Origin of the sequence: Methanococcoides orientis (assembly GCF_021184045.1) — an archaeon.
GTDB lineage: Archaea > Halobacteriota > Methanosarcinia > Methanosarcinales > Methanosarcinaceae > Methanococcoides > Methanococcoides orientis.
Map to the genome: position 1 here is coordinate 2,446,942 of NZ_CP073710.1, position 20,664 is coordinate 2,467,605.

The window sequence follows — 20,664 nt, forward strand, 5'->3', positions numbered from 1 at the left end:
ATGAGTTCGTATAAAAAAGCTAAAAAACAAAAAAAGAAGGTTTTAGTTGGAATCTGTTTCTTTTGGTTCCCATCCAAACCTTTTCATGACCATCTTGATACGGGCATTGATCTCTCTTTTATCAAATGGTTTTGAGATGTAGTCATCGATTCCAAGCTGCATACCTTTGAGCTTGTCCTCTACCTCTGTCTTTGCAGAGACCATTATGACTGCAATATCCTGGGCATCGCTGTTCTGCTTGAGTTTCTCTACGACCTCATATCCATCCATGTCCGGCATCATGATATCCAGCAGGATCAGGTCGGGGACTTCTTCGATGGCTTTCTTTACAGCTTCTTCTCCGCTATATGCTATCAGGAAATCGTAGGGTTCTGTGGCAAGTGAGAGTCTGATCAGTTCAGGAATATCTGGTTCGTCGTCCACGACGAGGATCTTCAGTCTTTCCTTTTGCATCTTTTTCTGACTGTAGCTCAGGTCGATCTTTCCATCAACGATGGTATAGCGGGCATCAAGAATGTTCATTCCGATGTCTGTATGCAATTTACCCTGTTCCGTAATATCAATGATCACTTCAAAGAAAGATCGCATCAGGCCTTCGGTCTCAGCCGGAAGGGCGCCTTTTCCAAGCATGGAGATGATACTGCCCTGATTTTCACGAACGTTTCGTTCAAGGAATTTAATAAAATTCTCTACTATCTGCAGGTTGTCCTTGGAAAGTACTGTAAGGTCGTCAAGAACGAGGATAGATCCGGGTTTTTGACCAAATATCTTTGATGTATGTGAACCGATCTTTATGTAATCTGTCACAGAATTGCAATAAAATGTATTAGGATCGTTCTTGCCAGGTCCCTCTGTATCAATGAACCACATTCTTTCCATAAACTCATCGACTTCAAGACCGTATTCTTCAAATTTTTCAAGAACATGCTTCCTGGAGGTCTTAAGGCAAAGCCATACAATGTTGCGCGAAGGATCAAACTTCATTGCAGAATGCGTGTAATGATAGATCATCCTTTCACTGAACACATTGATCGGTGCTAACAATAATGCATTCTTTGTGGTTAGTTCCTTACAAAGCGTGCCCATGATCTCATCAGTTTCTTCTGCAGACATCTTACCCTCACAATTTCAGTACATTCTATTGTTTTTTTTCTAATATTAATCTTTTCAAATCAAATGGTATTTTTTAATGTGGTAATACCTGTATTTTCTGATCACATGGCATAATTATCAGGTTTTAGGATAACGAATGTAAAAAAAGAGCAAAAAAGTAAAGAATGGCAGAAGATCTGCTTCAAATAGTAAGTTCTGATCAGCACTTGAACATTATTAAAAGGTGCTCTTTTTTGGCAGTGCCGCAAAAGAACTCCTTTTTGTTTAAGTTCAATTCCCGGTCAGTCGAGCTGTTCTTTTAACAGCTCAATGCCACGATCCAGGGCGCCGGTCATGTTTGATGGGTCAGTTCCTCCGCCGCGGGCCATGTTAGGACGTCCTCCGCCACCGCCTCCGACAATTGCGGACATCTCTTTGACGATCAGGCCAACGTTGACGCCGTTCTTAACAGCTTCATCGCCAGCTGCTGCCACGATCTTAACACCGTCCATCTCGCTTATCAGCACAGCAACGACATCGTTCTCCTGTGTCAGTTCACCAGCTGTTTTTGTAAGTTCATCGCTATCTGCATGCGTGACCGCCTTTGCGATCACCCTGATGCCGTTGATGGTCTCAGCGTCTGTGATCAGCTGGCTTACTCTTACATGAGCAAGTTCGTCTTTGAGCTTTGTGTTCTCTTTCTTGAGGTCCTTCCATTCGTCAAAGAACCTCTCGATAGTAGATGGCAGTTGTTCTGCTGATACGCGCAGTGTTTCGGATGAATCGCGCACAAGTGTTTCGAGATCCTGCATTGCTTTGATAGCAGCTTCTCCCGCAGCATATTCCAGACGTTCGACACCGTCCTGTATGCGTTCGGTCTTCAGTATCTTGATCGGTCCCACAAGTCCTGTGTTCGTACAGTGGGTACCTGCACATGCCTCGATGTCATTGCCTACCTGCATGACGCGTATCATCTTTCCTGGGGGTACACCACCCTGGTAAAGGCGGAATCCGTATTTCTGTTCTGCCTCTGTCCTGTCCATCCAGTCACTAAGCACACGTTTGTTCTCCATGACTGTACGGTTTGCGATCAGCTCGATCTGGTCCAGCTCTTCCTGTGTGATACGTTTGTAGTGTGAAAGGTCAAGGCGCGCCCTGTCCCTGAACTTCTGGGCACCTGCCTGCCAGATATGGCTTCCAAGGACATCCCTTGCAGCATCATTGATTATGTGGGTTGCAGTGTGATGTCTTGCATGTGCCATACGGCGCTCTTCATCAACCCTGCCGACCACAAGGTCACCTTTTCTGATGTGCAGTTCATCCTCGATATTATCAATGGTATGGACCACCACTCCGTTGTAGATCTGGGTGTCCACCACATTAAGTACAACATCCTCAACGGTCAATGTTCCGTGATCAGCTGGCTGTCCGCCGCCCTCCGGGTAGAGGAGAGTATTGTCAAGTACGATATGCTTCTCAAATATGTCGAGGACAACACCTTCGAACTCCATCCTGTTGGGCTCGTCATAGAACAGGCGCTTTGTCTTTGGCAACTTTGCGATCCTGTCTGCAAAAGGAATGACCTTTTCTTCTTTCTCTTCGGACTTGCTGTGCTTATCTGCTACCAGTGAATAGAAATTGTCCGGAAGGTCTACTTCCACACCGACCTCTGATGCAACAGATTTTGAGATCTCTGGTGGGATTCCCTGACTGTCATACATGTCGATTATGGTCTCAAGAGGGATCTTTTCTCCACTCTTCTTGTAATGTTTGGCAGATTTCTCCATCATTCTCCTGCCACGGTCAAGTGTGTCCGCGAACTTGCGTTCCTCGTGGGCCAGAATATCCTCTATGACATCGAAGTTCTCCTGGAATTCCGGATATTCCGGCAGGTTGTCGATATGCATCTGAACGATCTCAGAGATCGGGATCTTGATGTCAAGGTCTTTCATCATCCTGAGTGTCCTGCGTATGACAAGCCTTGCAAGGTATCCTGCCTTGACATTTGATGGTATGCCGCCGTCACCGAGCATGAATGTGAGGCATCTTGTGTGATCTGTGATTGCGTAGACGCTTTCCACAGGTTCCATTATGGAACTGAGCTTTTCGACGGTGGTTCCGATGCTGGATGCGACCTGCTTCCTCAATTCGAACAGGTTTGCTTTCTCACTGACATCCATGAGCCCTGCCAGGCGTGCATTCTGTGAAAGGATATTGGTGTACTCTTCGTTCTCAAGCTCATGCTCGATACCTGCAAGTCCCATTAGCTCGTTCACAATGCCGGGGAAGACTGCATCATAGATGGTAGGTGAACCCTTTGATGCCCACACGAACCTCTCAAGGCCGTATCCGGTATCCACGATGTAATTATCCATCTTGGAATACTGGTCACCCTTGATGTTTATGTCTCCCTTTTTGTCCTGCTTCAGATCCATGAAAACAAGAGTTGCAACCTCAAGTCCGCCGATAAGTGTCTCCACACACGGTCCTGCATTTCCGCCGCCTGCCCATGGTTCTTCTTTGTATGTGACGGCCATTGGGTCTGCACCAAGAGAGTTGAGAAGCCCGTCACACAGTTCAAGGGTGTGGTCTTTCCAGTATATCTCTTTCTTCTGATTGTTGAAGGCATGGTGTGCCATCATTTCAAAAGTGGTAAGGTGCCTGCCACTTCTTCCCACAGCATCGAGGTCAGAAAGCCTGATGCATGGCTGGGAAATTGTGAGTGGGTTTGCCGGTGGTGGTACCTGTCCGGATGTTACAAATGGCTGGAAGTCGGCAATTGATGCAATTGTCAGGTAAATGTCGTCTCTCCATCTGGCAATGACCGGGTATCTGTCAATACGGGTGTGATCCTGTTCCTCAAAAAATTTAAGGTAGAACTCCCGCATGTCGGCAAGTTCCATCTTTTTCTTGAATACAGGATTGCCTATGAATGAATACGGGTCGCATGGTGCATCTCCGCATGTTGACCTTTCCTGGTCTCGTGTCCAGAAGTATTTTCCACATTTAGGACACTGTTTTCTGATAAATCCGTTATCAGAGAAAAAATCGATTTGATATTCATCTTCAAGCATAATGATTCCAACTGTAAGTGTTATTTTGTAATCATGCTGTATGCAATATATGTAGTACGTATAATGTGTTCTACCACGTATCGTTCAATAGTTTAAATAAATATCTCATTTTGAGCACAATCATGTGTCACTACCTGCTTCACTTCTTTGTTTCTTAATGACCCATTGTGTCTGCTGGTCCTTTTATTAGACGTATTTTTAATTTTGTCTTTTCCGATGTGTCCATATTTTCTTCATTTCTGCAAAAATCATGGACATGCTGGATATATGCATGTCCATAGAAACTATGTATTGTACGTTAGGAATAGATGATCACAATGCAAGCAGTCAAATATATGTCATTGGTCTTCAGGGGCGCAATAGAAGAGTATGATGCTACAGGTGTTCGCCCATCAGTTTTCCTGGATGGCTCCGGGGATCTGCAGATATATCTTTGTGACCCTATACTTGATGATCCGGAGATGGGTGAATCTGTACCTGATATGGAACTTGAGGTTAATGGTGGACAGTTTGCAGGGTCCATTGGTGACAGCTTTAATGTTACCTACAACAAGGTAAGGTCAGAAGTAGGATCTGAACAGTTACCAATTTAATTCCTCTCTTTGAATAAGAACTTTTTAATGGCATTGGTCCCGGTCTATTTTCTGAAGTTCGCATTCCACAACTCCCTTTTTCTTTTTCTCTTTTTGTTCCATTAACTATAATACTACAGAGAACAAAGAAAGCAACAATGTCAACACGAATACTGCTCACTAATGATGACGGTGTCTACGCTGCCGGTATCAGGGCAGCCTATAGAAGTGTATCTGATCTGGGTGATGTCACAGTTTCAGCACCTGCTATGCAGCAAAGTGGTGTGGGACGCTCTATATCCATATTTGAACCACTGCGCATTAATCGTACAGTCATAGACGGCATAGAAGTAAATGCAGTGGGCGGCACTCCTACAGATTCTGTAATACTTGGAATATTTACTATCATGAAGGAATTGCCTGATCTTATCCTCTCTGGCTTCAATATCGGGGAGAACATAAGTACTGATACTATCACAACATCCGGCACCATAGGTGCTGCACTCGAAGGTGCAAGTTATGGTGTTCCTGCCATTGCAGCCTCCATTCAGGTAAAGGAAGAAGGTCTTAAATTCGATGATCTCAGGGATTTCCAGCATGACTTCGATGTGGGAGTGAAGTTTGTAAACAGGGTGGCAAAAAAAGTGTTGAAGGAAGGTCTTCCTGAGAATGTGGACCTTTTGAACATCAACATCCCACATTTTGCAGAAGATGATTGTGAAGTGGAAATCACAAGGCTTGCACGCAAGTTCTTCGACACTGATGTGGAAGAGCGTCATGATCCTCGGGGGACGTCATATTACTGGATCACAGGTGACCTGATCCATGAAGCAGAAGAGGGAACTGACGTCAACGCCATTGAGAACGGTCATATATCCGTGACACCGATCTCGCTGGATGCTACATCTCCGATAAATTTCTTGGATATAGAACATCTGGTCTGATGTTTTGATACCTCTGGCCAGATGAAAATAATTATATTTATTTTTTAAGTTTGATGGTGAGGTTTTTCCAGTTCTCATCGACACCGTGAAGTGTCTCCACAGAAGAACTTGTCATTGCTCCAAGTATCTTCTGTACGAAATGGTTGATCTCGATATCATTACCGTCTACTGTAAGTTCTACTTCCATTTTATTGATCTCCAATAATTGTTTTTTTCTCAATGATCCTTCTTTCTTTAGAGTCCCTGTAAAAAGGAATTCTACGTTCGATGGATGCTCTCAGGAGCTCTGGAAGGTCTTCGGGATCAGCATTTGAGAAATCTATAAGATTATCATTGACAAGAAGGCAGGGTTTTAACTTACCATCCGCAGTTATCCTGAGCCTGTTGCAATTAGCACAGAATTCTGCATTGTCAATAGGTCGTACGAACTCAACTTCTGCCCCGTCGATAATATAGCTTTTACGGTGATGCATTTTGCGCATCCTTGTGGTATCTGCACGCCTTTCAAGATCTTTCTCGATCTCTTCAGCATCGAGGTTGTATTGTGCACCTTCCCTGAAGTCCATGACCTGTATGATTTGCAACACGAGGTCTCCCTTGTGAGCTCGAACGAAATCCAGCATATCATCTATCTCATTCTCATTTATGCCCTTGAGGAGGACCATGTTGATCTTCACAGGGGTAAGGCCAGCATCTATGGCTGCATTTATCCCTTCGAGGACATCATTCAGGTTTTCCGGTTTTCCATGTGTGATGTAAGCATATTTTTCCGGATCAAGGGTGTCAAGACTTATATTAACGCGGTCCAGTCCCGCTTCTTTCAGAGCGTATGCTCGGTCTTTCAGGAGAACGCCGTTGGTTGTCACTGAGACGTCCTTTAGTTCCGGCAATGCCCTGAGTATATCCTCGAAATCTTTCCTGACAAGAGGTTCACCACCTGAGAACTTGACCTTATTGACGCCGAACTTTGCTGCTGTGGTCACTATGTCTGAGATCATTCCAACCGTCATCTCATTTCTGCTGCCTTCATCTCCTTCACTGTGGCAATAGATGCAGTCAAGGTTACAGCGGTTGGTAAGTGATATCCGAAGACTTTTGACCGTTCGTCCGAACTTGTCTGTAAGAAGATCATTTGAAGTTTTCATGTTCGTATACACTAGAATGGATTATGTTATGAACAGGAATAGTAATGGATATATATAAAACCAACTCAATTAGTGGCATGAAACGATCGGTCCTAATTGCAGGAACACATAGCGGTGTAGGCAAAACCACCGTGGCAATGGGTGTTATGGCCGCCCTTACGAAAAGGAATATGAAAGTACAGCCTTACAAGGTTGGTCCTGATTACATAGATCCTACTCATCATACTGCTATCTGTGGCAGATCTTCAAGAAATCTTGATACATTCATGATGGGTGTTGATGGTGTTCGCAGAACTGTTGATAACAGCTACAAGGATGCTGATATCTCTGTCATCGAAGGTGTAATGGGTCTTTATGATGGTATGAACTCAACGGAGATCGCCAGCTCAGCCCATGTTGCCAAGTCTCTTGGTATCCCTGTTATTCTGGTAGTGAATGTGCACGGCATGTCAAGAAGTGCGGCTGCCATAGTCAAAGGATTCACCGAGTTCGACAAGGATGTGAACATTGCCGGCGTTATCCTTAACAGGGTGGGAAGCCCCCGACATGCCCAGATGATCAAAGATGTTCTTCCCGACATTCCTGTTGTGGGAACTGTTCCAAGGAACAACGACATAAAGGTACCTTCAAGGCATCTTGGCCTGCACATGGCTTCTGAACAGGATTATGATGTTGGTAAGCTTGCAGAGTTCATTGAGGAGAATGTTGATATCGATGAGATCCTCTCCCTTGCTTCCGAGCCAAAGAAGCCTGAGGTGGAAGATGAACGATGTGTTGGTAATATGTCTGAGGTCACAATTGGCGTTGCCCGTGATGATGCATTCTGTTTCTATTATGAAGAAATGTTCGACATGTTCCGTAAATGTGGTGCAAAGATCGAGTTCTTCAGTCCTCTTGATGGCGACATCCCTGAAGTGGATGGTATGTACTTTGGTGGTGGATATCCTGAGCTTAACATTGCTGAGCTTGAAAAATCAAGGACGACCAAAAAGCTCAAAGACTTCTCAGCAGACGGCATGCCTATCTACGGTGAATGCGGAGGACTACAATACCTTTGCAGTTCCTATGAGATCGAGGACGTTGTTTACAAGATGGCAGACCTTTTCCCTGCAGAGACTATCCTTACAAAGAGACTTCAGGCACTGGGATACACTGAAGGTGTTGCAAAGGGCAAGTTCATAAATGGACCTGTCAGGGGACATGAGTTCCACTACTCTCTCACAGAATGTGACAGTGATTCAAGGCTTATCTATGAAATGTCACGTGGAAAAGGCATCATGAATGGCAAGGATGGTATCACAGAGCACAATTCTCTGGCAAGCTATATGCACGCACATCCGGGTTCTTTCCCTGTGGACAGTTTTGTGGAGCAGTGCCGCAAATATAGCCGAAAATAAAGTAATGGGAAAACAGAAGTTATTGCTGGTGTAGGTGAAATCTGATACTCAGTATGATCTGATGTTCACTGGGAACTGAAGATCAATAGAAACTGATGCCAGTACTAAATGAAAACTAGTAGAAACTGATGCCAGTAATAACTGAAATTCAGTAGTAACTGTTCGAAGTTCAAAAGGAGGGTCTTCAAGCCTTCTTTTCTCTTTCTTTTTCCATTTTGTTCTTGAGCCACATCCTTCTGCTGTAGTAGCCTAACGGATGCTTTGTGTTCTTGCAGATCTCATCCGGATTATAGCAGTTACCATATGTACGCATTGTATTGCAGGATGGTGGTTTATAAGATGTTCCTGATGAGCCGGCAATATGCTGGATCTGGTATCTTGTCTTCTCCTCGTCAAAGTCAGGAGATACATTGAACATGGCTACGACCTCGTCCACGGTCATTCCGATGTTCAACAGGAACGATGTCATTGCAAATCTCATTGAATGGGCAAGATTCACTCCTGCCCTGACATTTGCAATAGCCTGCACAATACATGGAGGGAACAGTTCGCTTTCTACTTTCTGGAACTCCCCAACTCCAAAGTCGGATTTTTTCTCCTCAAGGGTTTCATTGATATCTGCAAGGTATGGTGTGCATGCCTCGCTGATCTCCTCAGGAATTGAAAGTGGAAGGGCATTCTGTATGCGTGAACGTATGGCTTCCTGCAGCAGGCGGGCAAATTCTTCCTTGCTGATCCTGACATGGCCTGCTTTCATTTTCCTGTTGACCAGTTTCCAGTTGAGGTCCTTTAAGGTAGTTGCAAGTTTGATGTAATCTGTAAAATGAAGGTCAAAAAGGATATCGTGGGACTCCACGTTCTCGTAGGTCTCTGCATTGATCTGGAAATCAAGGCCAAGCTCCTGTAGGAACTCCGGTTGCTGGGTCTTAAGAATCTTGTATGCAGCTTTTGCTTCGGCAAGTGCATATTTTCTTATCAGGAACTGGTCATCGATACAGGATACAAGTATCCTTGCAAAAGGGTATGACAAAAGTTCGGTGAGGATCTTTCCCTCTTCCGAAGCTGAAGGTGACGGTTTTTCGATCTCACCTGTAAGCGATTGTATCACACGCTCCTTTCCCCTCATGCGGGCAGAGTCAAGTGCGCGGGAGGATAAGAGCTTCTCTGGTGAAAAACCGAGGCCACCGACATACTCGGATGCCTCGGATACAAAAGGATATAAGGCGAGATCTCTGCTGTCCATTTTAGTCAGATTCGATCCTTGGTGCCAGGAGATATCCGATAGTACCGGCTCCATTAGCGATGGAGAAGTTGATCTTTATCGGGAAGTCCTTTCCAAGGTGTAGTGTAACTTCATTGGATTTTGAAGCGGGTTTGATTATATCTGACAGGTAGTCCAATGAGAACAGTGAACGTGTGTCATTTGCCTTGATATCGATCAGCTGGTCGCGTGACATTGTGAGTTTCACACGGTCAGTATCGCCTTCAGCTTCCATGAAGAAATTCTCTCCTTCAACGCCAAGTAACATATGGTCACTTATCTTCTCTGCAGCTTTGACAGCCTTCTGGAGATCCTTGCCGTTGAGGACGATCTCTGCTGGAAGCTCAAGCTGTGGGATCCTTGGCTCTGCACGAATGGTTGACGGGTCAAGTAATGAGAGGGTGTATGAGAAACCTCCGATCTGGATCTTTAGTTTCTTTGTATCTTCATCAAGTTCCATCTGGACCTTGTCATCCCTGTCTGCAACTGCAAGTATATCACTTACTCTTGACAGGTCTAATCCCAATTCGCAGTCATCTGCACTGAAATCATCAAATGCATCAGTTGCCAGGTCAAAACTGACCATTGCAACATTTGCAGGGTCTACTGCCCGAACCGCGATTCCTTCCGGTGATATCCTGAATCTTGCTTCATCTACGAGTACAGATAATGTTTCGACTGAATCTTTTAGAAGATATGCATCAATTGTCGCCTTGAACATGTTGTTTCTCCGCCAAATAGTTTCGATTTCAACTTCTTTATATCATTTACAGTATATATGCTTTCACTGTTCTTCGCACATATATCTTCAGTCGTATTCACGCCATGTGAAGCTGCATTTGGTGCACTTGAAGAACCTGGTCTCAGATTCATCAGCAGATCTGAGTTGTCTTAGCCACCAGTATGCTATGTTGTTTTCACATTCAGGGCATCTTGCTGTAGTTGTAGGAAGTCCTTCGTCAATATCGCCTTCAAGTACAGTGACCTCTCTTTCTTCACGGTTTGATCTTGATACCAGTTCAGGGTTTGTTTCCTTATCTTTTTCGTACCCACATTTTTTACATTTTAATGACCCTTCGATGGGGAACATCATGCTCTTACATTTTGGACAGAATTCCATTAATATCATCTCCTGCGTCGTCAATCATTTTTCGGTGGTCAAAAGCTATATCCGGTAGCTCCTTCAGGTCGAATGAGGCTACTTCAGCTGCGTCAGTTGCGGCTTTTGGTTCGCCGTGGCCTATCGCAAGGTAGCATACCGATACAGTATGTCCTCTTGGATCTCGCGAAGGCTCTGAATACACTCCTATCAATTTGACAAGATCGATAGATAGTCCGGTCTCTTCATATGCTTCCCTAATTGCCGCAGCTTCGGTCGTCTCGCCTATCTCCACGAAACCACCCGGTAGTGCAAATCCGTTTTTGAAAGGGGGATTCTTTCTTTTTATCAGTATAATCTTACCATTTAAGATGATTACGGCATCAACTGTGAGCAGGGGGGTGGTGGGGACTGTCATTTGAACAAAACCTTAATACATTTAGCAAGATACTATATATGATACCTGTGATAAAGGTGTTTGATAATGATAGAAAACGTACTATGGATTGCAGTTGCCCTGATGGTATTATCCTCGATCATACCTGCAACAAGAGGAATAAAGTTCCTCACAGGTGGGGTAGGGTGGATATTCTTTTCTCTTCATTGGGCATACCAGCCGCTACATTATATTGAGATCAGTGACTATTTTAATGTAGTTCTGACCCTGGCAATTGCTGCCTTCTGCCTTTTCATGGCACATAATATGATACGTGAGTACAGGGAACCTTCAGAGTCCGGACTGTCTCAGGATACCAATATAATTCTGATGGTTACGAGCGCAACGGCAATAGGTTCATTGTTCTACTTCCCTTTCGCGAACATTCCTTCCCTGAACCAGTGGATTATATCCAATGTGACCAATGCTACAGCTGGTTTGCTTGGCCTTCTGGGTTACAATGTGGAGTCTACATGGCATAAGATAACCTATAATGGTTACACCGTGCAGATCATACTTGCCTGTACTGCCATCGAAAGTATCGCTCTCTTCACTGGTTTGATAGTTTCCATCAATGTTTCTTTCAAAAGGCTCATGTCAGCTTTCATGATCTCTGTGCCGGTAATATTTGCACTGAACATTGTCAGGAATGTTTTCGTAATTGCAGCTTATGGTGACCAGTGGTTCGGACCTGAAAGCTTTGAGATAGCTCATCATGTGATCGCGAAGTTCGGTTCAGCTATTGCGCTCTTTGTGATAGCATATGCAGTGATGCGAATATTGCCTGAGCTCCTTGACATGATCGATGGATTATGGCAAATGACAACCCGGCAGATCAGGGATATATTACGGAAAAGCTAAGGACTTCAGAAATGTTAGCTAAAGATTCGACTTCATGGGTCGCTATTGTGGGCCTGTTAGCTCTGGCGAGCACAATAGTATCCAATTTTACAGGTCTTGGATTACTTCGTTACCTGTCATATCTTTGTCTTGCTCTCTTTATCTTTGTAGTATGGTTCTTCAGGGACCCTGAAAGGACAACAAAGATATGTGACCATTGTCTGTTCTCTGCTGCTGATGGTAAGGTAATAGATATCAGCAATGGCAAGGTCTGCGTTTTCATGAACGTTCATAATGTTCATGTCAACCGTGCCCCTATCTCCGGAACCATCCGGGGCATAACTCATATAAAAGGCGGGCATATACCAGCTTTCAATAAGGATTCTGAAAGGAACGAGCGTACGATCACAGTTATTGAAAGCAGCCACGGGGATGTGGAAGTTACTCAGATAGCTGGTGTTCTGGTTCGTAGGATAGTGTCATATTTGAAGGTGGGGGACAAGGTGGCCAGTGGACAAAAGATCGGGATGATACGCTTTGGTTCCCGGGTCGATGTGACAATTCCCTCTGATTTTGAGATATCGTGCAAGGTCGGTGACCGTGTGTATGCAGGGGAAACCATGATCGCAAAAGAAAAAGGATTCAAGAGGAAAAAACAATGATGTTCAAAACCCTCCGGGTCCCGGATCTTATGACACTTGGGAATGCCCTTTTTGGCATGATGGCGATCTTCAGTGCATGCTCCGGGTATGATGACCTTGCTTTCATACTCATCCTTTTCGCAGCTATTGCTGATGGCATGGATGGTTTTCTGGCACGTCGGATGCCTAACAGTGCTATCGGTGAGTATCTGGATTCCCTTGCAGATGCTATCTCCTTTGGTGTTGCACCTGCAGCTGCCTTATATTTCATCTATGGTTATTCTCATCCTTACCTAATGGCCATTGTGGCATGCTTCTATCTGTTCTGTGGAATTATAAGACTTGCAAGGTTCAACACAAAACAGAAAACTATCTCTGATTTTGAAGGTCTGCCTATAACCGCAGCTGCTGTAGTGATTGCTTCCTATCTGCTCATGGCAGACAGGTACGTCCAGTTCTACGGAGTTATCGCAATTATGCTGTTGCTCTCTTTGCTTATGGTAAGTGAGTATCCTTATCCTAAGTTGAGGGGTTCAAAAGCAATGGCTTTTGTAGCCATCGTATTCATTTTACCCATAGCATCCTACATTGTATTGCCTGCATATCTTCCAATATTCTCAACAGCAATGTTCCTGCTTCTATTACTTTATCTTGAGTCTCCTATTATGAGGGTTCCAAGAAAGTATTATGAGGATTAATGGGGCTTGAGTGGGAATTTAAAATAGAGATGGGGGCTTCAAACCCCCTTTTAATGTCTTATTCTTCAGCCTGACTGGTCACTTCCACAGTTATGCCGCGTTCGTTCGCATCCACAACGATCGTGCATCCTTCGAGAGCTTTACCTTCAACGATCAGTTTTGCAACTGCTGTCTCGACCTCGTTCTGAATGACACGTTTAAGTGGTCGTGCTCCGAAAGACTCGCTGTATCCTGCATCTCCAAGATAATGCTTTGCAGCATCGGTGAGCTCAAGGCTAATCCTCTTCTCCTTGAGCCTGTGGACAAGGTCTGCAACCTTAATATCTACGATCTGCACAAGCTGGTCCTTTGTCAGCGGCCTGAAGATGGCAAGTTCATCGATACGGTTGATGAACTCCGGTCTGAAGTGTTTGGTCAGCTCGTTCTGTGCCATCTCCTGCATACTGGCGTATTCTTCCCCCTTCTCGAGCTTTGAGATGGCGTAGTCCACGCAGATGTTCGATGTCATGATGATCAACGTGTTCTTGAAGTTCACAGTTCTTCCGTGTGAATCTGTCAGGCGTCCATCATCAAGTATCTGGAGCATGACATTGAATACATCATGGTGGGCCTTTTCGATCTCATCGAACAGAACCACTGAATATGGTCTCCTGCGTACTGCTTCGGTAAGCTGCCCTCCTTCTTCATGGCCGATGTAGCCCGGCGGCGCACCGATCAGCCTTGATACAGTGTGCTTTTCCATGTATTCGGACATGTCGATGCGGATCATGTTGTTCTCATCATCGAAGAGCTCAGTTGCCAGTGCTTTGGCAAGCTCTGTCTTACCCACGCCGGTAGGTCCGAGGAAAATGAAGCTTCCGATAGGCCTCTTCGGGTCCTTGATGCCTGCATAGGCACGGATGACAGCGTCGGAGACAGCTTTTACTGTTTCATCCTGTCCGATCAATCTCTCATGGAGCTTGTCTTCCAGGTGGATAAGCTTCTCTCGTTCTCCTTCCATGAGCTTCGTGATCGGGATGTTCGTCCACTGGCTGACTACCTGTGCAATCTCCTCTTCACCAACTTCTTCTTTGAGAAGCATCTCCTCCTGCTGCTCCTGAAGCTTTGCTTCCTCCTCATTATACTGGTGCTCAAGAGGTGCCAGTGTGCCGTATTTCAGCTTTGAGGCCTGTTCAAAGTCCCCGCTGTTCTCAGCAAGTTCAAGCTGGATCTTTATCTCTTCGATCTGTTGTTTTAAGGAACTCAGGTTTGCGATGATGTCCTTCTCTCCCTGCCATTTTGCACGCATTGCGTCGGACTCGGCACGGATGTCTGCAAGCTCTTTCTCAAGGTCTGCAAGCCGTTCTTTTGAAACCGCATCCTTCTCTTTCCTGAGTGCTTCGCGCTCGATCTCGAGTTGGAGGATCTTCCTGTCGGCTTCGTCCAGTTCCGGTGGTTTGCTGTCTATGGATGTCCTGACCTTTGCAGCAGCCTCGTCCACAAGATCGATGGCCTTGTCAGGCAGGAACCTGTCCGAGATGTAACGGTCGCTGAGAACTGCTGCTGCCACAAGTGCAGTATCCTTAAGCCTCACTCCGTGGTGGACCTCATATCTCTCTTTCAATCCTCTCAGGATGGAGATGGTGTTCTCTACATCTGGCTGGTCCACCAGTACAGGCAGGAAACGTCTCTCAAGAGCTGCATCCTTCTCGATGTACTTGCGATATTCATCAAGGGTCGTAGCACCGATACAGTGTAGTTCCCCCCTTGCAAGCATTGGTTTTAGCAGGTTGCCTGCATCCATGGCGCCTTCAGTGGCACCTGCACCTACTATGGTGTGTAACTCGTCGATAAAGAGGATGATCTGTCCTTCTGAGTCTGCAACTTCCTTCAGGACCGCTTTGAGGCGTTCCTCAAACTCTCCTCGAAACTTTGCTCCGGCGATCAGTGAACCCATGTCAAGTGCGATGATCTTCTTATCTTTCATGGCATCGGGAACATCTCTTTTTGCAATACGCAATGCAAGACCTTCGACAATCGCGGTCTTTCCTACACCTGCTTCTCCGATGAGGACGGGGTTGTTCTTCCTGCGCCTGGAAAGGATCTCTATGGTGTGTCTGATCTCCTGGTCCCTTCCGATCACAGGGTCAAGCTTTCCCTGTGCAGCAAGTTCGGTAAAGTCAATTCCGTATTTTTTGAGCGGTTCCATGGTGTCTTCGGGATTTTCACTTGTAATGCGTCGGTTCCCCCTTAGTTCTTTTATGGCCTGTAAAGCGGCTTCAAGTGTGATCCCAGCTTCTCCAAGTATGCGATAGCTGGGACTTCCTTTCTCTTTTAGTAATGCTATGAGCAGGTGCTCAACGCTGACATATTCATCGTTCATTGAACGAGCTTCCTTGTCAGCAGTATCGAGTACCCTGTTATATGACTGGCTTACGTATGCCTGCTCACTTCCCGGGCCTGATACCTGTGGGAGTCCGGATAAATGCTCCTCTAGCTTTTGGACAATCGTCTGTGTGTCAGTACCCATATTGTTGAGAAGTGTAGGTACAAGGCCGCTATCCTGTTCCATTAATGCAAGGAACAGATGTTCACAATCTGTCTGCTGGTTATAGTACCTTGCAGAAATGGTGAATGATTTCTGGACAGCTTCCTGTGCTTTCTGTGTAAAACGGTTTAGATCCATTTGAACCTCCTTATGTTATGGTCATGTAATGGTTTGTTCTACTTCATGTGATCAATATATGGATTACATGTGCGTACTCAACAATGACCCAATTGCATCTTGAAGCATACTCCCCTTGCTTACTTGATAGCATAATTGTATTTCCAGATCACAATCGGGTATTTTTGTGAGCTGCATTATTTAACACTTCAAATTGTTTGTTCTAGTACTTAAGCATTTTGTATAATTCGGGAATACATTTCTATTTTATGCTATTCATTTTAATTTTATCGATATCATATAAACAAAAACAAGAAGGTATATATGCTTTGAACCTCAATGTATAATTGATGGCTCATCAGATCATTCTTATCAATATTGAAAAACCTGTGGAAAAAGATCTCGAGAAAGATATTCACTGGTTTTGCGATAGCTTTGGTCTTTCCTCTGGCAGGGATGTCGAGAATATTTCCAAAAAGATCGTCATGGACCTGCTTTCAAATCTGTCTCATGATGAAGGAGTTACTTCTGAAATGCTTGCACGCTCTCTGGGTATCAATTTATCCCGGGTAAATCATCACCTTCGCAACCTTATAGGTTCTGGTCTTGTATATCGAAGAAAAAAGCTGCTGTATCTTCGTGGAGGGAGCCTTAAAGCTGCTGTCTGTGAGATGAGGAAAGATTCTGAAAGGATATTCGATGAACTGGAGAAGATCGCAGAAGATATCGATAATGAGGTCGGCTTGAGAAGTAGATGAGCTTTAGCTTCCTGTTTTTGATGTCTTGATTAGAATGGTTCGGCACTCTTATATATTGCATGCTTATATATTATATTTTGAATGATTGTGGGGTACAGTTATTCATATTCGGTTTCAGGGAGGTATTCCTATCACCGCAAATGATGCATCTGGCGTAAAAGATGATCCTGACGCAGATCAGATGAGATCTTCTTCTAAAGAAAAGTTCAAGGGGGTAATCTCCGGTAATAAAAATATGGAGGGGATGATCAAAAGCAGAGAGTCCCTTTTAAGGAATGTTCTGGAAGCTACAGATGATGGTATATCCTTTTTTGATAACCACGGAACGATCAGGCTGACGAACAATAAGTTCAGGGAGATCTGGGATATTCCTGATGAGTCTGAAATTGGGAAGGATTATATCGAGGCATTTACCAAATATGGTGTACCTCAACTGAAAAATGCAAGTGAGGTCCTTTCAAAGGTTAAGACGTTTTCAAGATCGATTGAAAGAGATTCAGATATCCTTTATTTCAGTGATGGTCGCATTTTTGAGTACCATCTTTTCCCTGTTATCACAGATGGTATGGTCAAAGGACATGTTTGCAGTTATCGTGATATCACGATGAGGAAAAAGGTGGAGTATGATCTTCAGGAATATGCCCGGGAACTGGAACGCTCAAATGAGCTTAAGGATCTTTTCACTGATATCATACGCCATGACCTGCTGAATCCTGCAGGTCTTGTCAAAGGATTTGTTGAAATATTACTTAAAAGGGAGTTCGATCCGGATACTACTGGAAAACTCCTTGCTATTGAAAGAAGTAATAAAAAGCTTATCGACATGATCGAATCAGCTTCCAAGCTTTCAAGGCTGGAATCTACAAGTGAACTGGAATTCAAGGAATTGAATGTTGGTGCATTTTTGAGGATGGCAATAGAGGCTCTTCGTGTTCAGTTCAAAAGTAAGAATATAGTTCTTGAAAACAATGCAAATGGTATCTATAAAGCAAAAATAAGTCCGGTGCTGGAAGAAGTTTTTGCGAATTTACTTTCAAATGCAGTAAAATATAGTCCTGAGAACAGCAAGGTGATTGTTGATATTCTTGACAATGGTGAAGAGTGGAAGGTAACAGTAACTGATTTCGGTGAAGGGGTTGCTGATGAGGATAAACCGTACGTTTTCGAAAGGTTCAAACGTGTTAACAAGGCTGCAGTGAAAGGAACGGGCTTGGGTCTTGCTATTGTCAAAAGGATAATTGACCTGCACGGCGGTGAGGTAGGCGTGGAAGATAATCCTGCAGGCAATGGAAGTGTTTTCTGGGTAACTGTAAAGAAAGCCTGATATTTCTTCCTGTTCTATTGCTTTCAGGTGACCGTATTAACTTTATATTTTCAGGTCAATTTCGCTGCAGCAATGATCATGGTAGGTAACATATGGCCGAAAACACAATAACTGACAGGGATAACGTCTTTTTTGAAGCTGGAATTAAACTTGGAGCTTTGTATCATCAGTTCACCGGTTCTCCTGTGAGCCTGAGGACGGTGGAAAGTCTTGAGACTGCTATTGCGCAGAGTATCTCGGTTCAACCTTGTGTGGAGGGGATAACCGTTTCTATCGACAGGGATATGGTACGCTCAAAGCTTAATGATGAGTTTGGTTACTGTGAGCTGGAAGGTCGCATGCTCAATGTCCAGATCGATGCAAAATACGGCTCTGTAAGGGCACATGTTTCAATGGAGTTCAACAAAGAACTGGATTATCCGTTAATGAAAATAGATGAGATCTATTGACTGCCTTTATCAGGCAGTCAGATAGATGTCTTTAAGGTGTGAACGGCTCAGATGGAAGAAAAGCCTTCCACTATCCTTTTGTTCTGTTCTTCTGTTCCAATGGTTATGCGTATGAGTGAATCTCCTGCATTGGCAAAGGATGTACAGTCACGCACAATGATCCCTTTTTTGAGTAATTCTGTGGTAACATCACGTGCTTTGTGTGGGGTTACGTCAACAAGGACAAAGTTTGCCTGAGTGTCATATACTTTGAACGGGATGTTATCCTGAAGATACTTCTTGCCCGTACGTGCCAGATCAATGCTTTTGTTGAGGTGCTCGGTATCTGAAAGCGCAGCAACACCTGCAGCTACTGCTGCGGAGCTTACATTGAATGGAGTTGCTATCTTCATGTATTCTTCCTTGAGCCATATTGGGAGCATGCCGTATCCGATCCTCATTCCGGCAAGACCGAATGCTTTTGAGAATGTCCTTCCGACGATGATATTGTCATATTTTGGAACAAGATGTGCGATATTCTTGTCAGAAAATTCCACGTATGCTTCGTCAACGAAAACAAGGGCTTCAGTGGCTTCTGCGATCCGCAGTATGTCTTCTTCCGGTACTACATTGCCTGAAGGGTTGTTGGGTGAGCACAGGAAAATTATCTTTGTTCGTGGTGTGATTGCATCGAGTACTTTTTCAACATCCACTGAGAAATCCTCTTCACGCTGTACATAAACAGGAACTGCACCGTTTGCACGTGCAGATATCTCATAGTAGGAGAACGTTGGCGTTGTAAGGATGACCTCATCACCGCGGCTGATGACAAGTCTTGTGAGTCCGTCCAGAAGTCCGTCCATGCCGGGGCCCGATGCTACAATATGGTCTGCATCTATGCCGGTGTATTCTGATATCGCTTCCACGAGCTCACGGGCATCGGCAGATGGATAAATACTGATCGCCTGTGCATCTTTTATGAGCGCTTCCACTGCTTTTGGTGATGGGCCCAGGGGGTTCTCGTTCGAACCAAGCTTGATGACAGATGCAGGGTCCAGTCCATAGGTCCTGACAATATCATCAATTGATTTGCCGGGAACATATTTTGCAATGGATGCTATTTCTTCCTTTATCAGATCATATCTGGGCAAGTACATCCACCACCGTGTCGATCTGTTCTTTGGTGATAACCAGAGGAGGTGCGATACGGATTACTTTCTCGGATGTACAGTTAAGGAGCACTCCGTTTTCCCTTGCAAGGTCTACAATGTCTGCACAGGGTTTGTTGATCTCCACGCCGATCATAAGGCCACGTCCGCGAACTTCCACGATGTTGTCGAGTTCAAGTGAGTTGAGCTTGTCCATGAAGTACTTGCCCATCTGTGCTGAGCGGTCCACAAGACCTTCGTCTCTGATCACGCCTATGGATGCAAGGGATGCAGCACATGCCAGTGGTCCGCCTCCGAAGGTTGCAGCATGCTGGCTCTTTCCAAAGGATATGCCATCACGTGCCACAATGGCACCCATGGGGAATCCTCCGCCGATTGCTTTTGCCATGGTCATAATGTCAGGAACTACCTTTGAATGGTCTTTACAGAACCACTTTCCTGTCCTTCCAAAACCAGTCTGGACCTCGTCGAATATCAGGACCATATCGTTCTCGTCACAGATCTCACGTACCTCTTTTAGGTACTCATCTGATGGGACATTGATTCCACCTTCTCCCTGTATTGGTTCGACGATAACTGCTGCAGTATCTTTTGTTATTTCATCCCTGATCGCCTGTGCATCATTGTAGGCAACGAACTTTTCACCCTGTATAAGAGGTTCAAATGGTGTCCTGTAAATGGATTTGTGTGTAACTGTGAGGGAGCCCATTGTACGGCCGTGGAATGAGTGTTCCGCTGCGATGAACTCGGTCTTTCCTGTTGTGACCCTTGCCAGTTTCATTGCAGCCTCAACGGCTTCGGTACCGGAGTTACAGAAGAATGCACGGCCCATGTTGGTAATATTGATAAGTTCCTCGGCAAGTTGTGCCTGCACATCGGTATAGTATATGTTTGAAACGTGTATGAGCTTCTCCGCCTGCTTACTGATCGCTTCTACGACGCGAGGGTGGCAGTGTCCCACATTGTTCACGGCAATCCCTGCCACACAATCGATGAACTCATTACCGTTTATGTCGCGGACAACTGAGCCTTTCCCGCTCTCAAGAGCGATGGGCTGGCGTGTGTATGTCTGCATTACGTACTTTTCATCCTGTTCTACAATTGATTTGTAATCTTTTGATAGGGTAGTCTCTTTGGTCATA

General features: G+C 44.8%; 20 protein-coding genes. 9 read left to right on the plus strand and 11 right to left on the minus strand.

The window, feature by feature from the left end; genetic code table 11:
- Positions 1-42: 42 nt before the first annotated feature.
- Together J7W08_RS11920 and alaS are read right to left on the minus strand one after the other, a co-directional pair.
- Positions 43-1,113, minus strand: a complete 1,071-nt coding sequence (locus J7W08_RS11920; RefSeq protein ID WP_048193693.1) for a response regulator transcription factor — start codon at positions 1,111-1,113, stop codon at positions 43-45.
- A 281-nt stretch (positions 1,114-1,394) separates the two neighbouring features.
- A complete protein-coding gene (gene alaS / locus J7W08_RS11925; protein ID WP_233084647.1) occupies positions 1,395-4,166 on the minus strand; it encodes an alanine--tRNA ligase in 2,772 nt (923 codons plus the stop codon).
- Positions 4,167-4,483: 317 nt separating this feature from the next.
- Between alaS and J7W08_RS11930 the strand changes: the two genes are divergently transcribed.
- Entirely contained in the window at positions 4,484-4,759 is a 276-nt protein-coding gene (locus tag J7W08_RS11930; protein WP_233084648.1) for a hypothetical protein, read from the plus strand.
- Positions 4,760-4,896: 137 nt separating this feature from the next.
- Entirely contained in the window at positions 4,897-5,682 is a 786-nt protein-coding gene (surE, locus tag J7W08_RS11935; protein WP_233084649.1) for a 5'/3'-nucleotidase SurE, read from the plus strand.
- A 37-nt stretch (positions 5,683-5,719) separates the two neighbouring features.
- Here the strand turns inward: surE and J7W08_RS11940 are convergent, their stop codons facing one another.
- Together J7W08_RS11940 and moaA are read right to left on the minus strand one after the other, a co-directional pair.
- Positions 5,720-5,869, minus strand: a complete 150-nt coding sequence (locus tag J7W08_RS11940) for a hypothetical protein (protein ID WP_233084650.1) — start codon at positions 5,867-5,869, stop codon at positions 5,720-5,722.
- Between the two features lies 1 nt (position 5,870).
- Positions 5,871-6,827, minus strand: a complete 957-nt coding sequence (gene moaA / locus J7W08_RS11945) for a GTP 3',8-cyclase MoaA (protein WP_233084651.1) — start codon at positions 6,825-6,827, stop codon at positions 5,871-5,873.
- A gap of 77 nt (positions 6,828-6,904) precedes the next feature.
- On the opposite strand from moaA, the gene J7W08_RS11950 reads away from it, so the two are divergent.
- The gene (locus J7W08_RS11950; protein ID WP_233084653.1) at positions 6,905-8,224 is read left to right on the plus strand and encodes a cobyrinic acid a,c-diamide synthase CobB; all 1,320 of its coding nucleotides are present in this window, start codon (positions 6,905-6,907) and stop codon (positions 8,222-8,224) included.
- Positions 8,225-8,408: 184 nt separating this feature from the next.
- On the opposite strand, the gene priL is transcribed toward J7W08_RS11950, so the two are convergent.
- The 4 genes from priL to J7W08_RS11970 all read right to left on the minus strand — a co-directional run bounded on the left by priL (position 8,409) and on the right by J7W08_RS11970 (position 11,002).
- Positions 8,409-9,467 (minus strand): DNA primase regulatory subunit PriL, encoded by a 1,059-nt coding sequence (priL, locus tag J7W08_RS11955; RefSeq protein WP_233084655.1) that lies wholly within the window; start codon positions 9,465-9,467, stop codon positions 8,409-8,411.
- Position 9,468: 1 nt separating this feature from the next.
- Positions 9,469-10,206 (minus strand): proliferating cell nuclear antigen (pcna), encoded by a 738-nt coding sequence (pcn, locus tag J7W08_RS11960; protein ID WP_048193698.1) that lies wholly within the window; start codon positions 10,204-10,206, stop codon positions 9,469-9,471.
- A gap of 87 nt (positions 10,207-10,293) precedes the next feature.
- A complete protein-coding gene (locus J7W08_RS11965) occupies positions 10,294-10,605 on the minus strand; it encodes a transcription factor S (RefSeq protein ID WP_233084656.1) in 312 nt (103 codons plus the stop codon).
- Complete coding sequence (locus J7W08_RS11970) at positions 10,583-11,002, minus strand: NUDIX domain-containing protein (RefSeq protein ID WP_233084658.1); 420 nt, start codon at positions 11,000-11,002, stop codon at positions 10,583-10,585. The genes J7W08_RS11965 and J7W08_RS11970 overlap by 23 nt, the downstream gene beginning before the upstream one ends.
- 66 nt (positions 11,003-11,068) lie before the next feature.
- Here J7W08_RS11970 and artA point away from each other — a divergent pair, with 66 nt between their 5' ends.
- Genes artA through J7W08_RS11985 form a run of 3 tightly spaced genes read left to right on the plus strand, consistent with a single transcriptional unit; the run spans position 11,069 to position 13,199 of the window.
- A complete protein-coding gene (gene artA / locus J7W08_RS11975) occupies positions 11,069-11,881 on the plus strand; it encodes an archaeosortase A (protein WP_233084659.1) in 813 nt (270 codons plus the stop codon).
- Between the two features lie 11 nt (positions 11,882-11,892).
- Complete coding sequence (locus tag J7W08_RS11980) at positions 11,893-12,522, plus strand: phosphatidylserine decarboxylase (protein ID WP_233084660.1); 630 nt, start codon at positions 11,893-11,895, stop codon at positions 12,520-12,522.
- The gene (locus tag J7W08_RS11985) at positions 12,519-13,199 is read left to right on the plus strand and encodes an archaetidylserine synthase (protein WP_233084661.1); all 681 of its coding nucleotides are present in this window, start codon (positions 12,519-12,521) and stop codon (positions 13,197-13,199) included. The genes J7W08_RS11980 and J7W08_RS11985 overlap by 4 nt, the downstream gene beginning before the upstream one ends.
- Before the next feature lie 58 nt (positions 13,200-13,257).
- Here the strand turns inward: J7W08_RS11985 and clpB are convergent, their stop codons facing one another.
- Positions 13,258-15,864 carry an ATP-dependent chaperone ClpB gene (clpB, locus tag J7W08_RS11990; RefSeq protein ID WP_233084662.1) on the minus strand — a complete coding sequence of 869 codons (2,607 nt, stop codon included), beginning with the start codon at positions 15,862-15,864 and terminating at the stop codon, positions 13,258-13,260.
- Between the two features lie 329 nt (positions 15,865-16,193).
- Between clpB and J7W08_RS11995 the strand changes: the two genes are divergently transcribed.
- The 3 genes from J7W08_RS11995 (at position 16,194) to J7W08_RS12005 (ending at position 18,374) form a co-directional block, all read left to right on the plus strand.
- Positions 16,194-16,601 (plus strand): winged helix-turn-helix transcriptional regulator, encoded by a 408-nt coding sequence (locus tag J7W08_RS11995; RefSeq protein ID WP_233084663.1) that lies wholly within the window; start codon positions 16,194-16,196, stop codon positions 16,599-16,601.
- Positions 16,602-16,845: 244 nt separating this feature from the next.
- Positions 16,846-17,925, plus strand: a complete 1,080-nt coding sequence (locus tag J7W08_RS12000) for a sensor histidine kinase (protein WP_233084664.1) — start codon at positions 16,846-16,848, stop codon at positions 17,923-17,925.
- Between the two features lie 92 nt (positions 17,926-18,017).
- Positions 18,018-18,374 (plus strand): dihydroneopterin aldolase family protein, encoded by a 357-nt coding sequence (locus J7W08_RS12005; RefSeq protein WP_233084665.1) that lies wholly within the window; start codon positions 18,018-18,020, stop codon positions 18,372-18,374.
- A gap of 47 nt (positions 18,375-18,421) precedes the next feature.
- Here J7W08_RS12005 and hisC read toward each other — a convergent pair whose 3' ends face one another.
- A complete protein-coding gene (hisC, locus tag J7W08_RS12010) occupies positions 18,422-19,504 on the minus strand; it encodes a histidinol-phosphate transaminase (protein WP_233084666.1) in 1,083 nt (360 codons plus the stop codon).
- Positions 19,491-20,663 carry an acetylornithine transaminase gene (locus J7W08_RS12015; protein WP_233084667.1) on the minus strand — a complete coding sequence of 391 codons (1,173 nt, stop codon included), beginning with the start codon at positions 20,661-20,663 and terminating at the stop codon, positions 19,491-19,493. Before J7W08_RS12015 ends, hisC begins: the two co-directional genes overlap by 14 nt.
- Position 20,664: the final 1 nt, after the last annotated feature.

Coding starts and splice junctions, on each gene's coding strand:
- moaA (WP_233084651.1), bottom strand. CDS start 6,827: ATGAAAACTTCAAATGATCTTCTTACAGACAAGTTCGGACGAACGGTC.
- J7W08_RS12000 (WP_233084664.1), top strand. CDS start 16,846: ATGATCAAAAGCAGAGAGTCCCTTTTAAGGAATGTTCTGGAAGCTACA.
- J7W08_RS11995 (WP_233084663.1), top strand. CDS start 16,194: ATGGCTCATCAGATCATTCTTATCAATATTGAAAAACCTGTGGAAAAA.
- J7W08_RS12005 (WP_233084665.1), top strand. CDS start 18,018: ATGGCCGAAAACACAATAACTGACAGGGATAACGTCTTTTTTGAAGCT.
- clpB (WP_233084662.1), bottom strand. CDS start 15,864: ATGGATCTAAACCGTTTTACACAGAAAGCACAGGAAGCTGTCCAGAAA.
- priL (WP_233084655.1), bottom strand. CDS start 9,467: ATGGACAGCAGAGATCTCGCCTTATATCCTTTTGTATCCGAGGCATCC.
- J7W08_RS11970 (WP_233084658.1), bottom strand. CDS start 11,002: ATGACAGTCCCCACCACCCCCCTGCTCACAGTTGATGCCGTAATCATC.
- J7W08_RS12015 (WP_233084667.1), bottom strand. CDS start 20,663: ATGACCAAAGAGACTACCCTATCAAAAGATTACAAATCAATTGTAGAA.
- J7W08_RS11980 (WP_233084660.1), top strand. CDS start 11,893: ATGTTAGCTAAAGATTCGACTTCATGGGTCGCTATTGTGGGCCTGTTA.
- J7W08_RS11920 (WP_048193693.1), bottom strand. CDS start 1,113: ATGTCTGCAGAAGAAACTGATGAGATCATGGGCACGCTTTGTAAGGAA.
- alaS (WP_233084647.1), bottom strand. CDS start 4,166: ATGCTTGAAGATGAATATCAAATCGATTTTTTCTCTGATAACGGATTT.
- pcn (WP_048193698.1), bottom strand. CDS start 10,206: ATGTTCAAGGCGACAATTGATGCATATCTTCTAAAAGATTCAGTCGAA.
- artA (WP_233084659.1), top strand. CDS start 11,069: ATGATAGAAAACGTACTATGGATTGCAGTTGCCCTGATGGTATTATCC.
- J7W08_RS11950 (WP_233084653.1), top strand. CDS start 6,905: ATGAAACGATCGGTCCTAATTGCAGGAACACATAGCGGTGTAGGCAAA.
- J7W08_RS11930 (WP_233084648.1), top strand. CDS start 4,484: ATGCAAGCAGTCAAATATATGTCATTGGTCTTCAGGGGCGCAATAGAA.
- J7W08_RS11940 (WP_233084650.1), bottom strand. CDS start 5,869: ATGGAAGTAGAACTTACAGTAGACGGTAATGATATCGAGATCAACCAT.
- surE (WP_233084649.1), top strand. CDS start 4,897: ATGTCAACACGAATACTGCTCACTAATGATGACGGTGTCTACGCTGCC.
- J7W08_RS11965 (WP_233084656.1), bottom strand. CDS start 10,605: ATGGAATTCTGTCCAAAATGTAAGAGCATGATGTTCCCCATCGAAGGG.
- J7W08_RS11985 (WP_233084661.1), top strand. CDS start 12,519: ATGATGTTCAAAACCCTCCGGGTCCCGGATCTTATGACACTTGGGAAT.